A 13,998-nucleotide genomic window follows, 5' to 3' on the forward strand; every position below is an offset into this window, starting at 1 on the left:
CATGTATCTGATATCTAAAGTGAAACTTGTTTAAAAAAATCAATCTAGCACTATTGATTCATGGAAAAAAGAACGAATGTTCGTATATAATTGATTTATTCCCCTTGTCTATCACTTTAATAATTAAAGGAGGGATAACAATGAACCCATCAACTTCTCATTTTTTTTCTCATTCATTAGAGTTCTTACAGCAACAGTACTCATCTTTCTTTGAACAACCGATCATTCACGTATTTTTACAAAACCCTGAGCATATGAAGATTCTCACCGAGACTCTTGACTCCCCTTCTTCTCACAACATATGTCATCTCAACGAGACTTTCCAAATTTTCTATTACCGGGCTAAGGTATATAAATACATGTGCTCCTTGATTTATTTTTTCTCCGTTGATTTTGATAAAAGGGTACGCAAGCAGCGGGAACGCTATCGAATGGTACTTGATGCCGCACCGAGCGATGCCGTGAGAATGATCGATCGAATCGGCAATTATGACGGTCAGCTTGAAAAAATGGGGGAAACGAATGATCTCTCCTCACATATCAGTGATGAAGAGATGATAAAGGCCTTGCAGAAGTTAACGGCCAAACAAAACCTGGTACTGACCATGATCTTTTCTTATGGACTATCCAATAAAGAGATTGCTGCCTATTTCCATGAGTCACCCCAGAATATTTCCAGCATCCGCAAACAAGCACTCAAAAAGCTCCGAAAGCACTATATGGATGAGGTATATGATAGAAAGGAGAAAAGCCATTGTGGATAGTAAACTTTCTAAAGAAGAGCTGATGAACTTAATCAATTCTCTGAATCCAAAAATAAAAAAATCATTAAAAAACACAAACTATCAAGACCGGAGCGACCTCGAGCAAGAGATCAAGCTCAAAATCATTGAATCCTATGAAAAGATCGCCGCCATCGAAGCACCCAATTTCGAGGAGTTCCTTGCCGAATTCTTGACTAAGCAAAAACAATGAAAAAGCACCAAGTCCGGATCATGCCGGACTTGGTGCTTTTTTAATCAATAAGCTGGCTTCAAGGTCAGCTTATCACCTTTTGGATCATTCATTACCGTTTGGTGATATGTCCCATCTGCCCAATCGTCAAGCTGATCGTGGTACCATTCGCTTTTGACGTTACCTGATTGGCCAGGTCCAACGAGGTGATAGGCCTTGCTCATGTCGGATAGATCCATGACGAATCTCCAGGATCCGCCATGATTGACGGTACCGTCCTCCAAAAATGCCGCTGCCTGCACAGTGACGCTGCTGCCGCCTACCGGCACACCGCCGTCGCTGTTAAACAAATAATTTAACGGCGTGACGCTCGATAGCGGATGGTTGAACCTTACCTGATGGTAGTCCCCCCATTCCCAATCCGCTATATCGTTCCCCTGTGTTTCTTCCAATTCCTTTAACGTCTGCTGCAGCGACTTGGCAAGCACCTGCTCCAATCCGCCGCCCTCTTCGATCCACGGACCCGGCTTACCGTCCAGAGCCCGGCGCAGCAGTTCATCAATGGCAGAACGCCTTCCATTAAAGAGGTTGAGGGTTTCCTCCGGTATTTCTTCTTTAAGCAAAACATCCCCTATTTTCCGCATCCAGGCATTAAAAATCATCGGTGCCGCTTCATCCGCGGAATCAATATGATTCCACTTCTTTAAAATCCTAATTGCCTGTTCTTCCTGCTTGCCCGATGAACCCTTCAATACCTCCAGGAACTGAGGGGCAAATTCCTTGGCTTGAAGATTCACCTGATCCATCTGCAGCGTTTGCATGTCTTCGGCCGTCAGCTTTTTATTGGCCTTCAAAAACTCCTGTATCCTCATCTGACGGTATGGCTGGGCCCAGTTATTGCTGATGTGGTAAGGGTACTCATCCGAGATGACTTTATTGTTCGCTGTCGATATGAAACCTTCCTTTGGATTGATCGTTTTAGGAAGCTCATCAAACGGGATGTAACCCTTCCACTCATATTCATCCGTCCAGCCAGGAACAGGCAGCATGCTATCGCCCTTTTTCCGGATCGGGATTTTCCCGTTCGCCTTATAGGCAATGGTCCCATCGTTGGACGCAAAGACGAAATTCTGCGCCGGCGTTTCGAATTTCAAGAGAGCCTTTTCGAAATCGTTCCAGTTTTCCGCTTTATTCATATTCAATACCGCTTCAAGCTCCGCGGATGGATCAAGTGCCGTCCACCTTAAGGCAAGGACCGTATCTTTGCCGCTTTTGCCGGCAAACTCGGAGATGACCGGTCCATGACGGGTAACGGTCACCTTATAATCCAGGGTTTTCCCATCCTTCACCTTGATCGGCTCGTCCACGATTTCAGCTTTTTCCCATTCATCCTTGAAGGCGAATTCCTTCTCGTTTTCCGGATTTCTCTTCTCAATGAATAAATCCTGGACATCCGGCCCCGTATTGGTCACTCCCCATGCGACCTTTTCATTATGGCCGAGGATGATCCCCGGAATTCCGGCAAAAATTACACCGCTCACATTGACTGTCGGGGCTTGCAAATGCATTTGATACCAAACGGACGGTGTAGCCAGCCCAAGATGTGGATCATCCGCCAATAAAGGTTTCCCCGAATCGGTTTTACTGCCCGAAACGACCCAATTATTGCTGCCGTTGAATTCATACGGAATGACGGCCGCTGCGAAACTTTTTTCAATATCCAGCTCCTCCTTACTGATGATGTAAGGAGCACTCTTTGGATAATCCGGAAATAAATCATACGCCTTTTCCTTCGGGAACGTTTGCAGCAAATACTGCCTGAACGCCTGGTCCTCCCAGTTTCCGCCTAAATCAAAGGCCATATATTTTCCGATCGTCAGCGAATCGACGGCTGTCCACCGCTCTGGTTCATATCCAAGTAAAGTGAACTCGACCGGCCATTTTCCATTCTCCTTGAGCTCATCGATATAAAGATTGACTCCCTCCGCAAACACATCCAACGCTTCCTTGCCCTCACTTGTATAAGCAGCATAGGAGGCCTCTGCCGCCCGTCTCAATCCAAGCGTGCGGAAATACTTATCATTTTTCACCGTTTTCTCGCCAATGACCTCGCTCAATCTTCCTGACGCCTGACGCCTGCTCAAATCCATTTGAAATAGACGGTCCTGCGCCTGGACATACCCTTGAGCTAAATACAAATCATGCTCATTCGCAGCATTGATATGCGGGACCCCGCTTGAATCCCTCACCACCGTAACCGGTTTCAAAAGGCCCGGCAGCGAAACTTCCCCCTTCGTTTCAGGCAAAGCCCTTGAAAGAAATACATTTGCGGCAATCAGGACAGACAGCAAAAGCACAATCAAAATCCCCAAACTCCATAATGCCCGCCTTCGCCACTTCCGTCTCGGCCTTTGCTGAGGTACGGCAACTTCCATCGACTCATCTCCCTCTCCCATTGAAAACTCTCATTCTTTCTACTTAAGATATTCCGCGCCTCCCTCCATCTTTCCTACCAACCTCCGAGAATTTTGCCAGTATTCTTGAAATTATGGAGTTGCCCCCGCAGGTTGGGGTCTTTGCTTGTGGATTTGAGTGGTTACTCGTGAGTTTGGATGGTTTATTCGTGAGTTTGAGTGATTTATTCGTGAATTTGCGCGGTTTATTCGTGAGTTTGAGTGATTTATTCGTAAGTTTGGGCCGTTTCTCATAACATCGTGGCGTTCACTCGCGAATTCCGCCCTCCATCCACAAATGAAAAAGCACTGATACGATGTATCGGTGCTTAGTCTATTAGCTATTTGCCAATATGTATTCAATTACTTGATCTACGTCATCGGTATGGAGGAGGGCTTTGTCAAAGTCATGGGCTGCCTTTGTCTCTGCTTCCATGTATTCCACCGGAGAGAGGAAGCCGAAGAGCCGCTTCCATTTATGGTTTTGTTGGAGTAGCTTTCTTGCCTTTTTTATATCTTCCGGGATGAATTCGTTGATGATGAAGCAAGGGTCGGAATGGGCCGGGTGCTGAAAGCGTTCATTCAGGCTTTGTAATTTATCTCGGTCCCATTCCACCCGGATCAGGTCGGATATGACCTTTACATTTTGGAGCGAGTCGCAGATGTGTTTTGATAACACTTCATATTCTTCGTCCTCCAATCCGTGATCTGTCATGATTCCGATACAATACCATTTTTGAAATGGTTCATCGAGATTCTCATTTTTCTTGGAGAACATTGTTCATCCGCCTTTCTTCGTTGCTTTTAAAAAAAAGATACCCCATCAAGGATATCTCCATCATATCGGCTGAAGGGCCAGACCTCTTTGCTTAAAGATGAATTTCATGGCCTGCGCGAATGATAGAAAGGCTTTTACCTGATTGGCAAGGTCAAGTTTGACAATCCTTTTCGCCACATCAGGGGTGAAGCCGACAACGATCGTTTCCGTTCCCATAAGCGACAGTGCTCCCACCAATTGCTCTAGCAGAAAAAGCATATCGCTCTCTTCTCTAAAGGTAATCCCGGAGAAATCGATAATCAATACTTCCGCCTGTAACTCTGCACATTTTTGCAGGATCTTCGATTGCATCGACTCCATTCTCCAGTCATCAACGCGGCCGATCATCGGGAAGAGCAGCACATCCTTTAATACGGTCTGGACGATTGGAGTCGCCAACTCTTCCATGACTGCTTGGTTTTCCTTAATCTGCTGCAACGAATCAGTTGCCACCTTGGCCATTTGTTTGTAATGGTTGACATAGCTTATACTGATACAGTGAATGTATTGGTCAAGGATCGAATCGATTATCGCACTAGCCTTCAGCAATATTTCGATGGAGTAGTACCGGTTGCTTACCTCTTCTTCTATGAAACTCCAAAAAAGATTGCGCAGCAGCTGGGCTTCCTCGATGTTTTTATCTAAAGGTATCCCCATATCCACGATGCGCCTTCCGATTTCCATTCCTGCGGCTTTCATGCTTGCCATCGCTTGTTCCTTACCATGCATTAGCGCATCCGCATGAATTTGAATGAGCTGCGACCTTACCTGTTTACTCGTTTCAAGGTCATAGAGGGAATCCTCTTCATCAAACAATTCGATATGCTCCACTAAAATGTACTTAAACTTTTCAATTTTTTCGCCGATCAATCTTAATTGTTCCATTTCGACCTCCCATACAGGGCTTTTATCACATTTTATCAAATTTATTATGGATTGTGATATAAAATCCTTCTATTACCAATATGATAAGAGACGTTTACCCCATTCACAAAAGGGGTATTATGATATATGACTTGGAGGGATAACCATGAAAAAGAATCAACAAGACTTTGAATCCGAAAACATGAGCGATTTAGTCGAACTGATAAACAGTAAAAATAACAGCCGCAGAATCTTGGATGTACTTCGGCGTAATAAAAAAGATAAAACGAAAAACAAAGATAAAAAATGAAAAAGCCCAGACCAATTTGGCCTGGGTTTTTGCTTGGATGAATGTACACCGGTTCAGGACTATCTTTTTCTCCTAATTTCCTTCACATGGTTTCCTTCAGTAGTGATGTAGACCGTTTCTCCGATCTTATAGGTTAAATAACGGTCACAATCAATTTCCAACGTTTCCCCATTGTTGAATTTCATTGCACAATTGGAGCCCTCATCGGTTTTCGACACAGAAATGACCTTGTTCGTCTTAAACCCGACCGCTTTGCCATCGGAGAAATGAGGATAGTACTTTTCAACGATCTCCACCTTTGCCAATCTGCCCGGACTTGTTAAGTAGACAATGAACAATATAATTAATACGGCTATCAACCCAATGAGAATTACAGCTTTCCGTTTCACTCTATCTATTACCCTCTTCTCTTATCAATCTATTCTTCCCTATCCTTTTTTCACTAGATTATATTCAGCATCCGGAAAATCATGATAGAAAAGCTCAATTTATTTAGCGATTTTCACTTTTTCAACCATAATGACACAAAAGGCAGCCAGGATGATGAGGATGGACACAACCGAGATGACCCCGCCCCAGCCGAACTTCATCAGGAATAAACCGCCAGATGCCCCCACGACACTGGACCCTGCATAGTAAAACAGCAAATATAAAGAGGAGGCTTGCGCTTTTTCGCTTTTTTCGGCTAATCGTCCGATCCAGCTGCTTGCGATGGAGTGAGCGCCAAAAAAACCGAATGTAAACAATGCTAGCCCCAGGATTTTCAGCAGCAGCGGTGCCATTAAGGTCATTAGCGCGCCCAGCAGCATGATGGCAATCCCGGAGAGAAGGACGCCCCTCCGGCCATACTGATCGGCGAGCCTCCCCATCCAGGTGGAACTGAATGTCCCGACAAGATAAATGATGAAAATGAAGCCGATCAATGTCTGTGATAAATGATAGGGCGGTCCCATTAATGGTATACCCACAAAGTTATATACGGTAACAAACGACCCCATCAATAGGAAAGCCATACTGAATAAGAGGACGAGCCTGCCATTCCTTAAGTTATTGATAAGCGAGGCTTTGATTCGCGACAATGACACTTTATTGCGAATGGCATGCTGGGAAGGGGGAAGCATCCACCAGAAGAAAAGACTGATGATCAGGCTTAATGCCCCAAGGCTGCCAATCGCTACATTCCATGAGAAATGATCGGTCAGCACGCCGACAATCAGCCGGCCGGCCAAGCCTCCGATGCTTGAGCCGCTCACATAAATCCCCATGACATACCCCAGGCTTTTTGGATGGAATTCTTCATTGATATAGGCCATGGCAATCGCCGGGAAGCCGGCAAGAACTGCTCCTTGAATCGCCCGTATGGCGATCAGGATGTATAGATCATCCTGGATGAAGCTGACGCATATGGATAATAAGGCAGATAGCGTGAGCGCTGTCCCCATTATTTTTTTTCGATCGATGTTTTCAGAGAAAAAGGAAACGAGCAATAAACAAATCGCAAGCGCCCCTGTCGCAAAGGATAATGTCAGGCTTGCCGTTGCAGGGGAAACGCCGAATTGCTTGGCGAATACCGGAATGACAGGCTGCGTACTATACAGATCGGCAAACGTTACAAAGCTGCCAAGAAACAAAGCCAAGATTGTCATCTTGAATGATTTACCAGCTGGCTCGATATAATTCAATTTCATTCAGACCCTTCACGATTTAAACTTTCCCCCTATGTTAATACGAACGGACCCCGTTGTCTATTTTGCCGCATGAAGCTGTCCGCATCATGAAAAAACCCTTCACCATAAGGAGTGAAGGGTTTTAAGTCCATATTCCGTTTAGCCTTCCACCCGCTCGCTCTTTTTAAGCAGCCAGTATACGGGCATGCCGATAACGAGGATGATTAACGAATACAAGGCATCCAGCGGGGTATCGATCAATGTGCTTGCCACAATATAGACGGCACCAGCAATCGCTACAATGGGAATGATCGGGTACAGCGGAACTTTATATGTTTTTGCGTGCGGATCTCTCTTGCGCAGGATGAAGACGGCAAAGAAAGCTAATCCATAAAAACAGAAGACAGAGAATATCGCCATATTCGTAAGTTTGTCAGGGTTTGTCACAACCATCATGATGATTGCAATGATCACTTGCAAGATCGTCGCATTGATGGGCGTTTTGAACTTCGGCGATATTTTCCCGATTTGTTTATGCCCCGGCATCATTTTATCGTGCGCCATCGCCAGGGTAATGCGCGGAAAGGTCAGGAGCTTCCCGTTCAAGCAACCGAATATCGAAATCAAAATTCCGATCGCGATCAATTTCCCGCCCAATTCACCAAATAGCATCGTTGCCGCCACATTCGCAGCATTCGTGCCATGAGCGACGACACCCTCTGCGCCCAACACATGAAGCATGGCAAGGTTAACGGCCAAGTATGCGACCATGACCACGAGGATGCCTGTAATGATTGCGCGCGGTAACGTTTTTTGGGGATTCTTCATCTCTCCGGCCATGAAGCCGACGTTCATCCAGCCATCATACGCCCACAGTGTAGCCAATATCGCTCCAGCCATGCTGATTTTCATTGAACTTTCACTCGTTACATTGAAAACTGGCATATCACCTTGGGCAATCCCGAATACGGCGATGAAAAGGATCGGGATCAGTTTGCCGACGGTCGATAAGGTTTGGATGATCCCGCCGTACTTCGTCCCGAGCAAGTTCATCGCAGCCAAGAAAACGATCGTTATGATTCCAATGGCCAGCGTGTAATCAGAAGATATATTGAAAATTCCTGACACCAATAACCCGAAATATAAACTGAGTGCTCCCATGACAGCAGGTCCATATACCAACGTTTGCACCCAGCCGCAGAGGAAGCCCCAAACTTTTCCGTACACTTCTTCAAGGTACACATATAAGCCACCCGTTTTAGGGATGCGCGTACTCACTTCAGCGATCGTCAAGCCGCTTGCCAGGGTAATGAGACCGCCTATCAACCAAGCTAATAAGGCCATGGTTGAATTGCCGCTTAACTCAAGCACGTCACCAGGTTTCATGAAAATACCGGAACCGATGACCGTGCCGACTACTATAGATGTTCCGACCCAAAAGCCAATCGTTTTCTTCAACTGATCATTTCCCATTTTGTCCTCCCTGCGTGTACACTTGTATTTATTTTATACTAAAATTATATCATAAAAATTATACGAGAATAGTTTATGGAATAGTTTGAATTTTTTTACAAAAAGAATGATACCTTGATATCACTGTGCTCAAAGCGTTTTTTTTCTTACAAATTTTTTTCCTATTTATGTTCGCAACTTCTCCAAAAACCGAATATTTTTTTATCCATTAGAGAATTTTGAGTATTTACCGTAACAAAAGCGAACTTAAAATTAATAATAAACTAAATCATTCGTTGTATATTTTCGAACGCAAAAAAATCCACCCCAATCAAACGGGGTGGATTCCTGAAGCTTTTCGCGCTTTGAATCATATTACCAGATAATGAATAATAAGATCACTGCCAAAACGATCCGGTAGATGGCAAAAGGCGTCAATTTCACTTTATTGATTAAAATCAAGAAAAAGCGAATACAGAATAAAGCAAAGATGAATGCACTGATGAAACCTGCAATGAAGAATGGCAGAACTTCAGGAGTGAAAGAATCCCAATACTTGACGACCTTCAACAGACTGGCACCTGCCATGATCGGCACGGCCATGATGAACGTGAAATCGGAAGCGGCCCGATAGCTCATCCCTAAAAGCACCCCGCCTGAAATCGTCGAACCTGAACGGGAAAACCCCGGCCATAGTGACAGACATTGGATCAACCCGACCCCAAGTGCTTGCTTGTACGTGATCTGGTCAACCGTTTCAGCAGTCAACTTCGGACGGAATTTATCCGCAGCGATCATCAGGAACGCGCCAAGGAATAACCCGATGATGACTGTCTCTATCCTGAATAACTTGTCATCGATGTAGTCTTCGAATAATAGACCAAAAATGCCCGCCGGCAGCAACCCGACGAATATCTGCAATAGGTTAAGCCTAGGACCCTTCACGGCACTTGTATCTTTCAATTTCTTCAACCCAAGCAAGTCCATGAACCGTCCCCAGAAGAGCACGACTACAGCGAGTATCGAGCCAAGCTGGATGACCACCTTGAAAGCATTGGCCACTTCACTCCCGAAGATATCGGTCGATTTCAGCCATAAATCGTCGACGATAATCATATGCCCTGTAGACGAAACAGGCGCAAATTCAGTTAATCCTTCTACAAGACCAAGGACAACTGCAACAAAAATTTCCCACATATTCATTTTATTCACCTCTTAATTCGAACACCTATTTATGGAAATACCATATGTATTTTACGCGTTGTTTAAAATATTGTCTATTAAACATTGCTGAAACATTTTGTGGGTAAGGGTATGATAGGTTCTAGATCAGTTTAAAGGGGATGTGATGATTTTGCAAAACATAAAAATTTTCGCCCATAGAGGCTCGAAAGGAACGCACCCGGAAAATACCATTGCCGCCTTCCAAAAGGCTGCCGAAACAGGAGCGGACGGGATCGAATTCGATGTCCATCTTAGTGCTGACGGGGAATTGGTCATCATCCATGATGAAACGCTCGACCGGACCACCTCCCTTACCGGGTATGTAAAAGATCATTCGTCCCAAGAGCTGAAAACGGGGGATGCCGGAGTCAAGTACGCCAAGAAATTCACCGGGGAGCGAATCCCTTTCCTGCGCGAGGTTTTTGACTGGGCCAAGGGTAATGACTTATTGATGAACGTCGAAATCAAAACGGATAAACTGGCCTATGATGGAATCGAACAGAAGATTATCGATTCGATCCGCCATCATAAGATGGAGCAGCGGGTGATCCTCTCCTCCTTTAACCATCAATCGATCGAAAAGGTGAAGCTGCTCGCTCCAGAGCTTGAACGCGCCTTATTGTTCGAGGGGCTTCCGGATAACCTGGAGCAAATCTTGCGTGATAAACAAGAATCCGGTTTTCATCCCGATAAAAACAGCCTGACGGAAGCGACCAATGAAATCGCGAAAACCCTCGGATATAAAGTCAGGCCGTGGGTCGCCAATGAGGAGGCCGATATCATCAAGCTCGCCAAAATGGGCGTTGACGTGATCATGACGGATTTCCCGGAAATGGCCCTCAAGGCATTAAAGTCCTGGCAGGCGAACGGCTGAACAAAGCGAAAGAGAAGGAGCCGATGCCCCTTCTCTTTCTTAGCCATGTTATTCAGTTAATTAGCGAGAATAGTTTGATCCGCCTAGTTGTTGTTCAGCCATTTGAACCAAACGTTTCGTGATTTCTCCACCAACGGAACCGTTAGCGCGAGCAGTAGTGTCGGCACCTAGATTCACGCCAAATTCACTTGCGATTTCATATTTCATTTGTTGTAGAGCTTGCTCTGCGCCAGCTACTACTAGTTGATTGCTGCTGTTGTTGTTTGCCATGTGTTTTCACCTCCTACTAATATTAATTAGCATTTTGAGCTTAAATTATTATTGCCAATTTATTGAATTATTTTTTCTTTGGGGACCTTCATTCCAAAGCTCTTTATCATGATTTCCTTTGGCTGCTCATAAACTGTTAGGAAACTTTCTTTCAGTAGGAGGGAAAAGCATTGCAAATACATGTGGTTAGGCCAGGCCAGACGTTATATGGCATCGCCCAGACATACAGCGTAACCGTCGATCGGCTCGTGGAATCGAATAAAATTCCTAACCCAAATAATCTTGTCTCGGGGCAGGCCCTTGTCATTCCGATCGTCGGCAGCTATTATTTCGTGCAGCCGGGTGATAGTCTTTATTCCATTTCCCAAAAGGTCGATGTCCCTTATCAAGAATTGGCCAATATAAACGGGCTTCCAGAAGGTCAATCCCTCTCCGTCGGATATCGGCTCTATATACCGGCACGCAGGAAGCGGACTGCCGAATTCAATGGATATGTCGAGCCCAGGGGTACGACGGTCGCGCCGGCCCTAGAAACGGCAGCAAGGGAAGCGGCACCCTATTTGACCTATTTAGCTCCATTCAGCTTTCAGGCGCTTCGTGACGGCTCCTTAAAGGAGCCATTGCTCAATAATTTCCCAGCCATCGCCAGAGAAAATAAAAACGTCCTGATGATGGTGATCACCAATCAGGAAAATGACCAATTCAGCGATGAGCTCGGGCAAATCATCCTGACGAATACTTCCGTGCAAAATAAGTTCCTCAACAACATCGTTGCGACCGCAAAGAAATATGGATTCAGGGATATTCACTTCGACTTCGAATATTTACGGCCAGCCGATAAAGAAGCTTATAATCAATTTCTCCGGAAGGCCAAGGAGCGATTCAAAAAAGAAGGCTGGTACATTTCCACGGCACTTGCCCCGAAAACAAGCGCGGACCAAAAAGGACGCTGGTATGAGGCCCATGATTACAGGGCCCAAGGTGAGATTGTCGACTTCGTGATCATCATGACATATGAATGGGGATATAGCGGAGGGCCGGCCATGGCCGTCTCACCTATCGGACCCGTTCGCGAGGTGCTTGAATATGCGATTACGGAGATGCCATCCAACAAAATCCTGATGGGGCAAAATCTATATGGCTATGATTGGACCCTGCCCTTTGTACAGGGGTCCACAGCCCGGGCGGTAAGCCCCCAGCAGGCGATCCAGATTGCTGCCGACAATGACGTCTCCATCGAATACGATGAAACCGCACAGGCCCCGCACTTCAACTATACGGATATTGAGGATAGGCAGCATGAGGTATGGTTTGAGGATGCCCGTTCGATACAGGCAAAATTCGATTTAATCAAGGAATTGAACCTCAGAGGGATGAGTTATTGGAAGCTTGGCCTATCCTTCCCTCAAAACTGGCTGCTCATCAGCGATAACTTCAACGTACGCAGAAGAGTGTGAGTGCGGCACGTCCCTTTTGGAAAGAAACAGGGGAATAATTGAATATGACCAGGCATATAATCCACTATCGAGCATGAAGTCCAGGTATTTCAGGATATGTGACTCAGGTATAAAAGCCTTCCGGCGCTTTACGGAAGGCTTTTATCGTGAATCAAAGTTTTCCGCCCATGCCTTATGAGCCAAGTCTTTCTTGTCCATACTAAAAGGAACAGCTTAAGGGGTGTGAAAAAACATGATCAGAATCGGTCCATTCAATACCGCCGTTCCTAGATTTCCGCGTTTCATCAGATTACTTTCGATTATCGCCTTATTCTTACTAGCATTCGGGGTATTGATTCACCTTGTCGAGCCCAAGAACTTCCCCACCCTGCTTGATGGCATCTGGTGGGCCATCGTGACCATGTCAACCGTGGGCTACGGAGATTACACGCCTGTGACCAACCTTGGTAAAATCATCGGCATGATACTCATTTTATCGGGTGTAGGATTGATTACCTCTTATTTTGCACACATTGCAAAAATGTCCATTTCCACGGAACAGCTATTCCTTACAGGAAGGAAAGACTTCACCGGCGGCGGACATTTTATCATCGTGGGCTGGAATGGCCGTTCTAAACGGATCATCCAAAACATTCATGAGCGCAAACATCATCAATCCATCGTCCTTATCGATGATACGCTGCAAAAGCATCCGCTTCCGAGGACGAATATCCACTTCGTTCACGGTAAAGCGACATTGGATTCCGTCCTGAAGAAGGCCAATATAAACCAGGCGATACGTGTTCTTATCACGGCCGACCTTAAGCAGGACGAGCTGCAAACGGATATGTTCTCGATATTGACGCTGCTGGCCGTCAAGGGGCTGAACCCTGAAGTGTATTGCCTTGTCGAGATCTTGACCCATGAACAAAAGGAAAATGCCTTGCGCGCCGGGGCGGACGGAATCGTCGAAACGAATAAATTCGCGAGTGAATTTATGCAGGATTGCTTATCAAAGGGAATAGTCGGGGAAGCAGAAGAGCAAGTTGAAGGAGCCGGATTGAAAATCAAACAGCTGCCCATTCAGGCGGAATGGGCAGAAAAGACGTTCAAGCAGTTGAGCACGGAGCTATTGGAACAGAACATATTAATCATCGGCATCCTATCAGGAGGCGAGACCTTCATCAAGCCCCCTGCAGATGAAATCGTCCATCGCAATGACGTCCTGCTCATCATTGATGATTAAGGGAGCAATAGCTTTTCCAGATCACGGACAAGCGATTTGCCATAAGAGATATAGTTTTCCGGAAATTCCGCATCCGGATCTTCAGGCTCGGCAAATTGGTTGAATGACGCAGAAAGGTTTCCGATATTCCCTTCATCATCAATGCCGTCCTCGTACTTATGGGACAATAAGAATGGCTGTAATATCTCGACCATCGCCCCATCTTTATCGAGTGAGCCATCGATGGCCTTGAACGGGACCCGCAGGAATTGGTATCCGTCGCTGTCATCCATTTTGTAATCGAAGGATCCGTGGTCATAATCCCACCCACCGCCAATCACATAGCCTTCCGGTTTTAACTTCGTCTCCAGATCGAACAAGCCGAATGTCTTCCCTTCCAACTCAGAAGAAATCTTGATCATTGTAAAAAACCTCTTTCGCTATTTTTCTAT

15 protein-coding genes are annotated in these 13,998 nt (G+C 45.6%); 6 read left to right on the plus strand and 9 right to left on the minus strand.

Annotated elements, in window-relative coordinates; translation table 11 throughout:
• Nucleotides 1–140: 140 nt before the first annotated feature.
• The gene (locus MHI53_RS22565) at nt 141–764 is read left to right on the plus strand and encodes a sigma-70 family RNA polymerase sigma factor (protein WP_061143909.1); all 624 of its coding nucleotides are present in this window, start codon (nt 141–143) and stop codon (nt 762–764) included.
• Nucleotides 757–975, plus strand: a complete 219-nt coding sequence (locus tag MHI53_RS22570; protein WP_061143908.1) for a hypothetical protein — start codon at nt 757–759, stop codon at nt 973–975. Before MHI53_RS22565 ends, MHI53_RS22570 begins: the two co-directional genes overlap by 8 nt.
• Nucleotides 976–1,019: 44 nt before the next feature.
• Here the strand turns inward: MHI53_RS22570 and MHI53_RS22575 are convergent, their stop codons facing one another.
• The 3 genes from MHI53_RS22575 to MHI53_RS22585 all read right to left on the minus strand — a co-directional run bounded on the left by MHI53_RS22575 (nt 1,020) and on the right by MHI53_RS22585 (nt 5,109).
• Nucleotides 1,020–3,389, minus strand: a complete 2,370-nt coding sequence (locus MHI53_RS22575) for a penicillin acylase family protein (RefSeq protein ID WP_340373719.1) — start codon at nt 3,387–3,389, stop codon at nt 1,020–1,022.
• Between the two features lie 355 nt (nt 3,390–3,744).
• Nucleotides 3,745–4,185 carry a hypothetical protein gene (locus tag MHI53_RS22580; RefSeq protein ID WP_340372344.1) on the minus strand — a complete coding sequence of 147 codons (441 nt, stop codon included), beginning with the start codon at nt 4,183–4,185 and terminating at the stop codon, nt 3,745–3,747.
• Nucleotides 4,186–4,245: 60 nt separating this feature from the next.
• Nucleotides 4,246–5,109, minus strand: coding sequence for an STAS domain-containing protein (locus tag MHI53_RS22585; protein WP_340372345.1), 864 nt, complete (start codon nt 5,107–5,109; stop codon nt 4,246–4,248).
• Nucleotides 5,110–5,254: 145 nt separating this feature from the next.
• Between MHI53_RS22585 and MHI53_RS22590 the strand changes: the two genes are divergently transcribed.
• Entirely contained in the window at nt 5,255–5,398 is a 144-nt protein-coding gene (locus MHI53_RS22590) for a hypothetical protein (RefSeq protein WP_155645567.1), read from the plus strand.
• A gap of 59 nt (nt 5,399–5,457) precedes the next feature.
• Here MHI53_RS22590 and MHI53_RS22595 read toward each other — a convergent pair whose 3' ends face one another.
• The 4 genes from MHI53_RS22595 to MHI53_RS22610 form a co-directional block, all read right to left on the minus strand.
• Nucleotides 5,458–5,787, minus strand: a complete 330-nt coding sequence (locus MHI53_RS22595; RefSeq protein ID WP_061143904.1) for a hypothetical protein — start codon at nt 5,785–5,787, stop codon at nt 5,458–5,460.
• Nucleotides 5,788–5,886: 99 nt separating this feature from the next.
• A complete protein-coding gene (locus MHI53_RS22600) occupies nt 5,887–7,086 on the minus strand; it encodes an MFS transporter (protein ID WP_340372346.1) in 1,200 nt (399 codons plus the stop codon).
• Between the two features lie 138 nt (nt 7,087–7,224).
• Nucleotides 7,225–8,538, minus strand: a complete 1,314-nt coding sequence (locus MHI53_RS22605; RefSeq protein WP_340372347.1) for an amino acid permease — start codon at nt 8,536–8,538, stop codon at nt 7,225–7,227.
• Between the two features lie 354 nt (nt 8,539–8,892).
• On the minus strand, nt 8,893–9,720 hold the full coding sequence (locus tag MHI53_RS22610; protein ID WP_311316493.1) for an undecaprenyl-diphosphate phosphatase: 828 nt from the start codon (nt 9,718–9,720) through the stop codon (nt 8,893–8,895).
• A gap of 151 nt (nt 9,721–9,871) precedes the next feature.
• On the opposite strand from MHI53_RS22610, the gene MHI53_RS22615 reads away from it, so the two are divergent.
• A complete protein-coding gene (locus MHI53_RS22615; RefSeq protein WP_340372348.1) occupies nt 9,872–10,615 on the plus strand; it encodes a glycerophosphodiester phosphodiesterase in 744 nt (247 codons plus the stop codon).
• A gap of 60 nt (nt 10,616–10,675) precedes the next feature.
• Here MHI53_RS22615 and MHI53_RS22620 read toward each other — a convergent pair whose 3' ends face one another.
• Complete coding sequence (locus tag MHI53_RS22620; RefSeq protein ID WP_057912178.1) at nt 10,676–10,885, minus strand: alpha/beta-type small acid-soluble spore protein; 210 nt, start codon at nt 10,883–10,885, stop codon at nt 10,676–10,678.
• 170 nt (nt 10,886–11,055) lie between these two features.
• Between MHI53_RS22620 and MHI53_RS22625 the strand changes: the two genes are divergently transcribed.
• Nucleotides 11,056–12,342, plus strand: a complete 1,287-nt coding sequence (locus MHI53_RS22625; RefSeq protein ID WP_340372349.1) for a glycoside hydrolase family 18 protein — start codon at nt 11,056–11,058, stop codon at nt 12,340–12,342.
• A 232-nt stretch (nt 12,343–12,574) separates the two neighbouring features.
• On the plus strand, nt 12,575–13,567 hold the full coding sequence (locus tag MHI53_RS22630) for a potassium channel family protein (protein WP_340372350.1): 993 nt from the start codon (nt 12,575–12,577) through the stop codon (nt 13,565–13,567).
• Here the strand turns inward: MHI53_RS22630 and MHI53_RS22635 are convergent.
• Entirely contained in the window at nt 13,564–13,968 is a 405-nt protein-coding gene (locus MHI53_RS22635; protein ID WP_061143899.1) for a YugN-like family protein, read from the minus strand. The genes MHI53_RS22630 and MHI53_RS22635 overlap by 4 nt on opposite strands.
• Nucleotides 13,969–13,998: the final 30 nt, after the last annotated feature.

The organism is Peribacillus sp. FSL E2-0218, from assembly GCF_037992945.1.
GTDB classification, from domain to species: Bacteria; Bacillota; Bacilli; order Bacillales; family DSM-1321; genus Peribacillus; species Peribacillus simplex_B.

Coding starts and splice junctions, on each gene's coding strand:
- MHI53_RS22565 (WP_061143909.1), top strand. CDS start 141: ATGAACCCATCAACTTCTCATTTTTTTTCTCATTCATTAGAGTTCTTA.
- MHI53_RS22575 (WP_340373719.1), bottom strand. CDS start 3,389: ATGGAAGTTGCCGTACCTCAGCAAAGGCCGAGACGGAAGTGGCGAAGG.
- MHI53_RS22580 (WP_340372344.1), bottom strand. CDS start 4,185: ATGTTCTCCAAGAAAAATGAGAATCTCGATGAACCATTTCAAAAATGG.
- MHI53_RS22585 (WP_340372345.1), bottom strand. CDS start 5,109: ATGGAACAATTAAGATTGATCGGCGAAAAAATTGAAAAGTTTAAGTAC.
- MHI53_RS22590 (WP_155645567.1), top strand. CDS start 5,255: ATGAAAAAGAATCAACAAGACTTTGAATCCGAAAACATGAGCGATTTA.
- MHI53_RS22600 (WP_340372346.1), bottom strand. CDS start 7,086: ATGAAATTGAATTATATCGAGCCAGCTGGTAAATCATTCAAGATGACA.
- MHI53_RS22605 (WP_340372347.1), bottom strand. CDS start 8,538: ATGGGAAATGATCAGTTGAAGAAAACGATTGGCTTTTGGGTCGGAACA.
- MHI53_RS22610 (WP_311316493.1), bottom strand. CDS start 9,720: ATGAATATGTGGGAAATTTTTGTTGCAGTTGTCCTTGGTCTTGTAGAA.
- MHI53_RS22620 (WP_057912178.1), bottom strand. CDS start 10,885: ATGGCAAACAACAACAGCAGCAATCAACTAGTAGTAGCTGGCGCAGAG.
- MHI53_RS22630 (WP_340372350.1), top strand. CDS start 12,575: ATGATCAGAATCGGTCCATTCAATACCGCCGTTCCTAGATTTCCGCGT.
- MHI53_RS22635 (WP_061143899.1), bottom strand. CDS start 13,968: ATGATCAAGATTTCTTCTGAGTTGGAAGGGAAGACATTCGGCTTGTTC.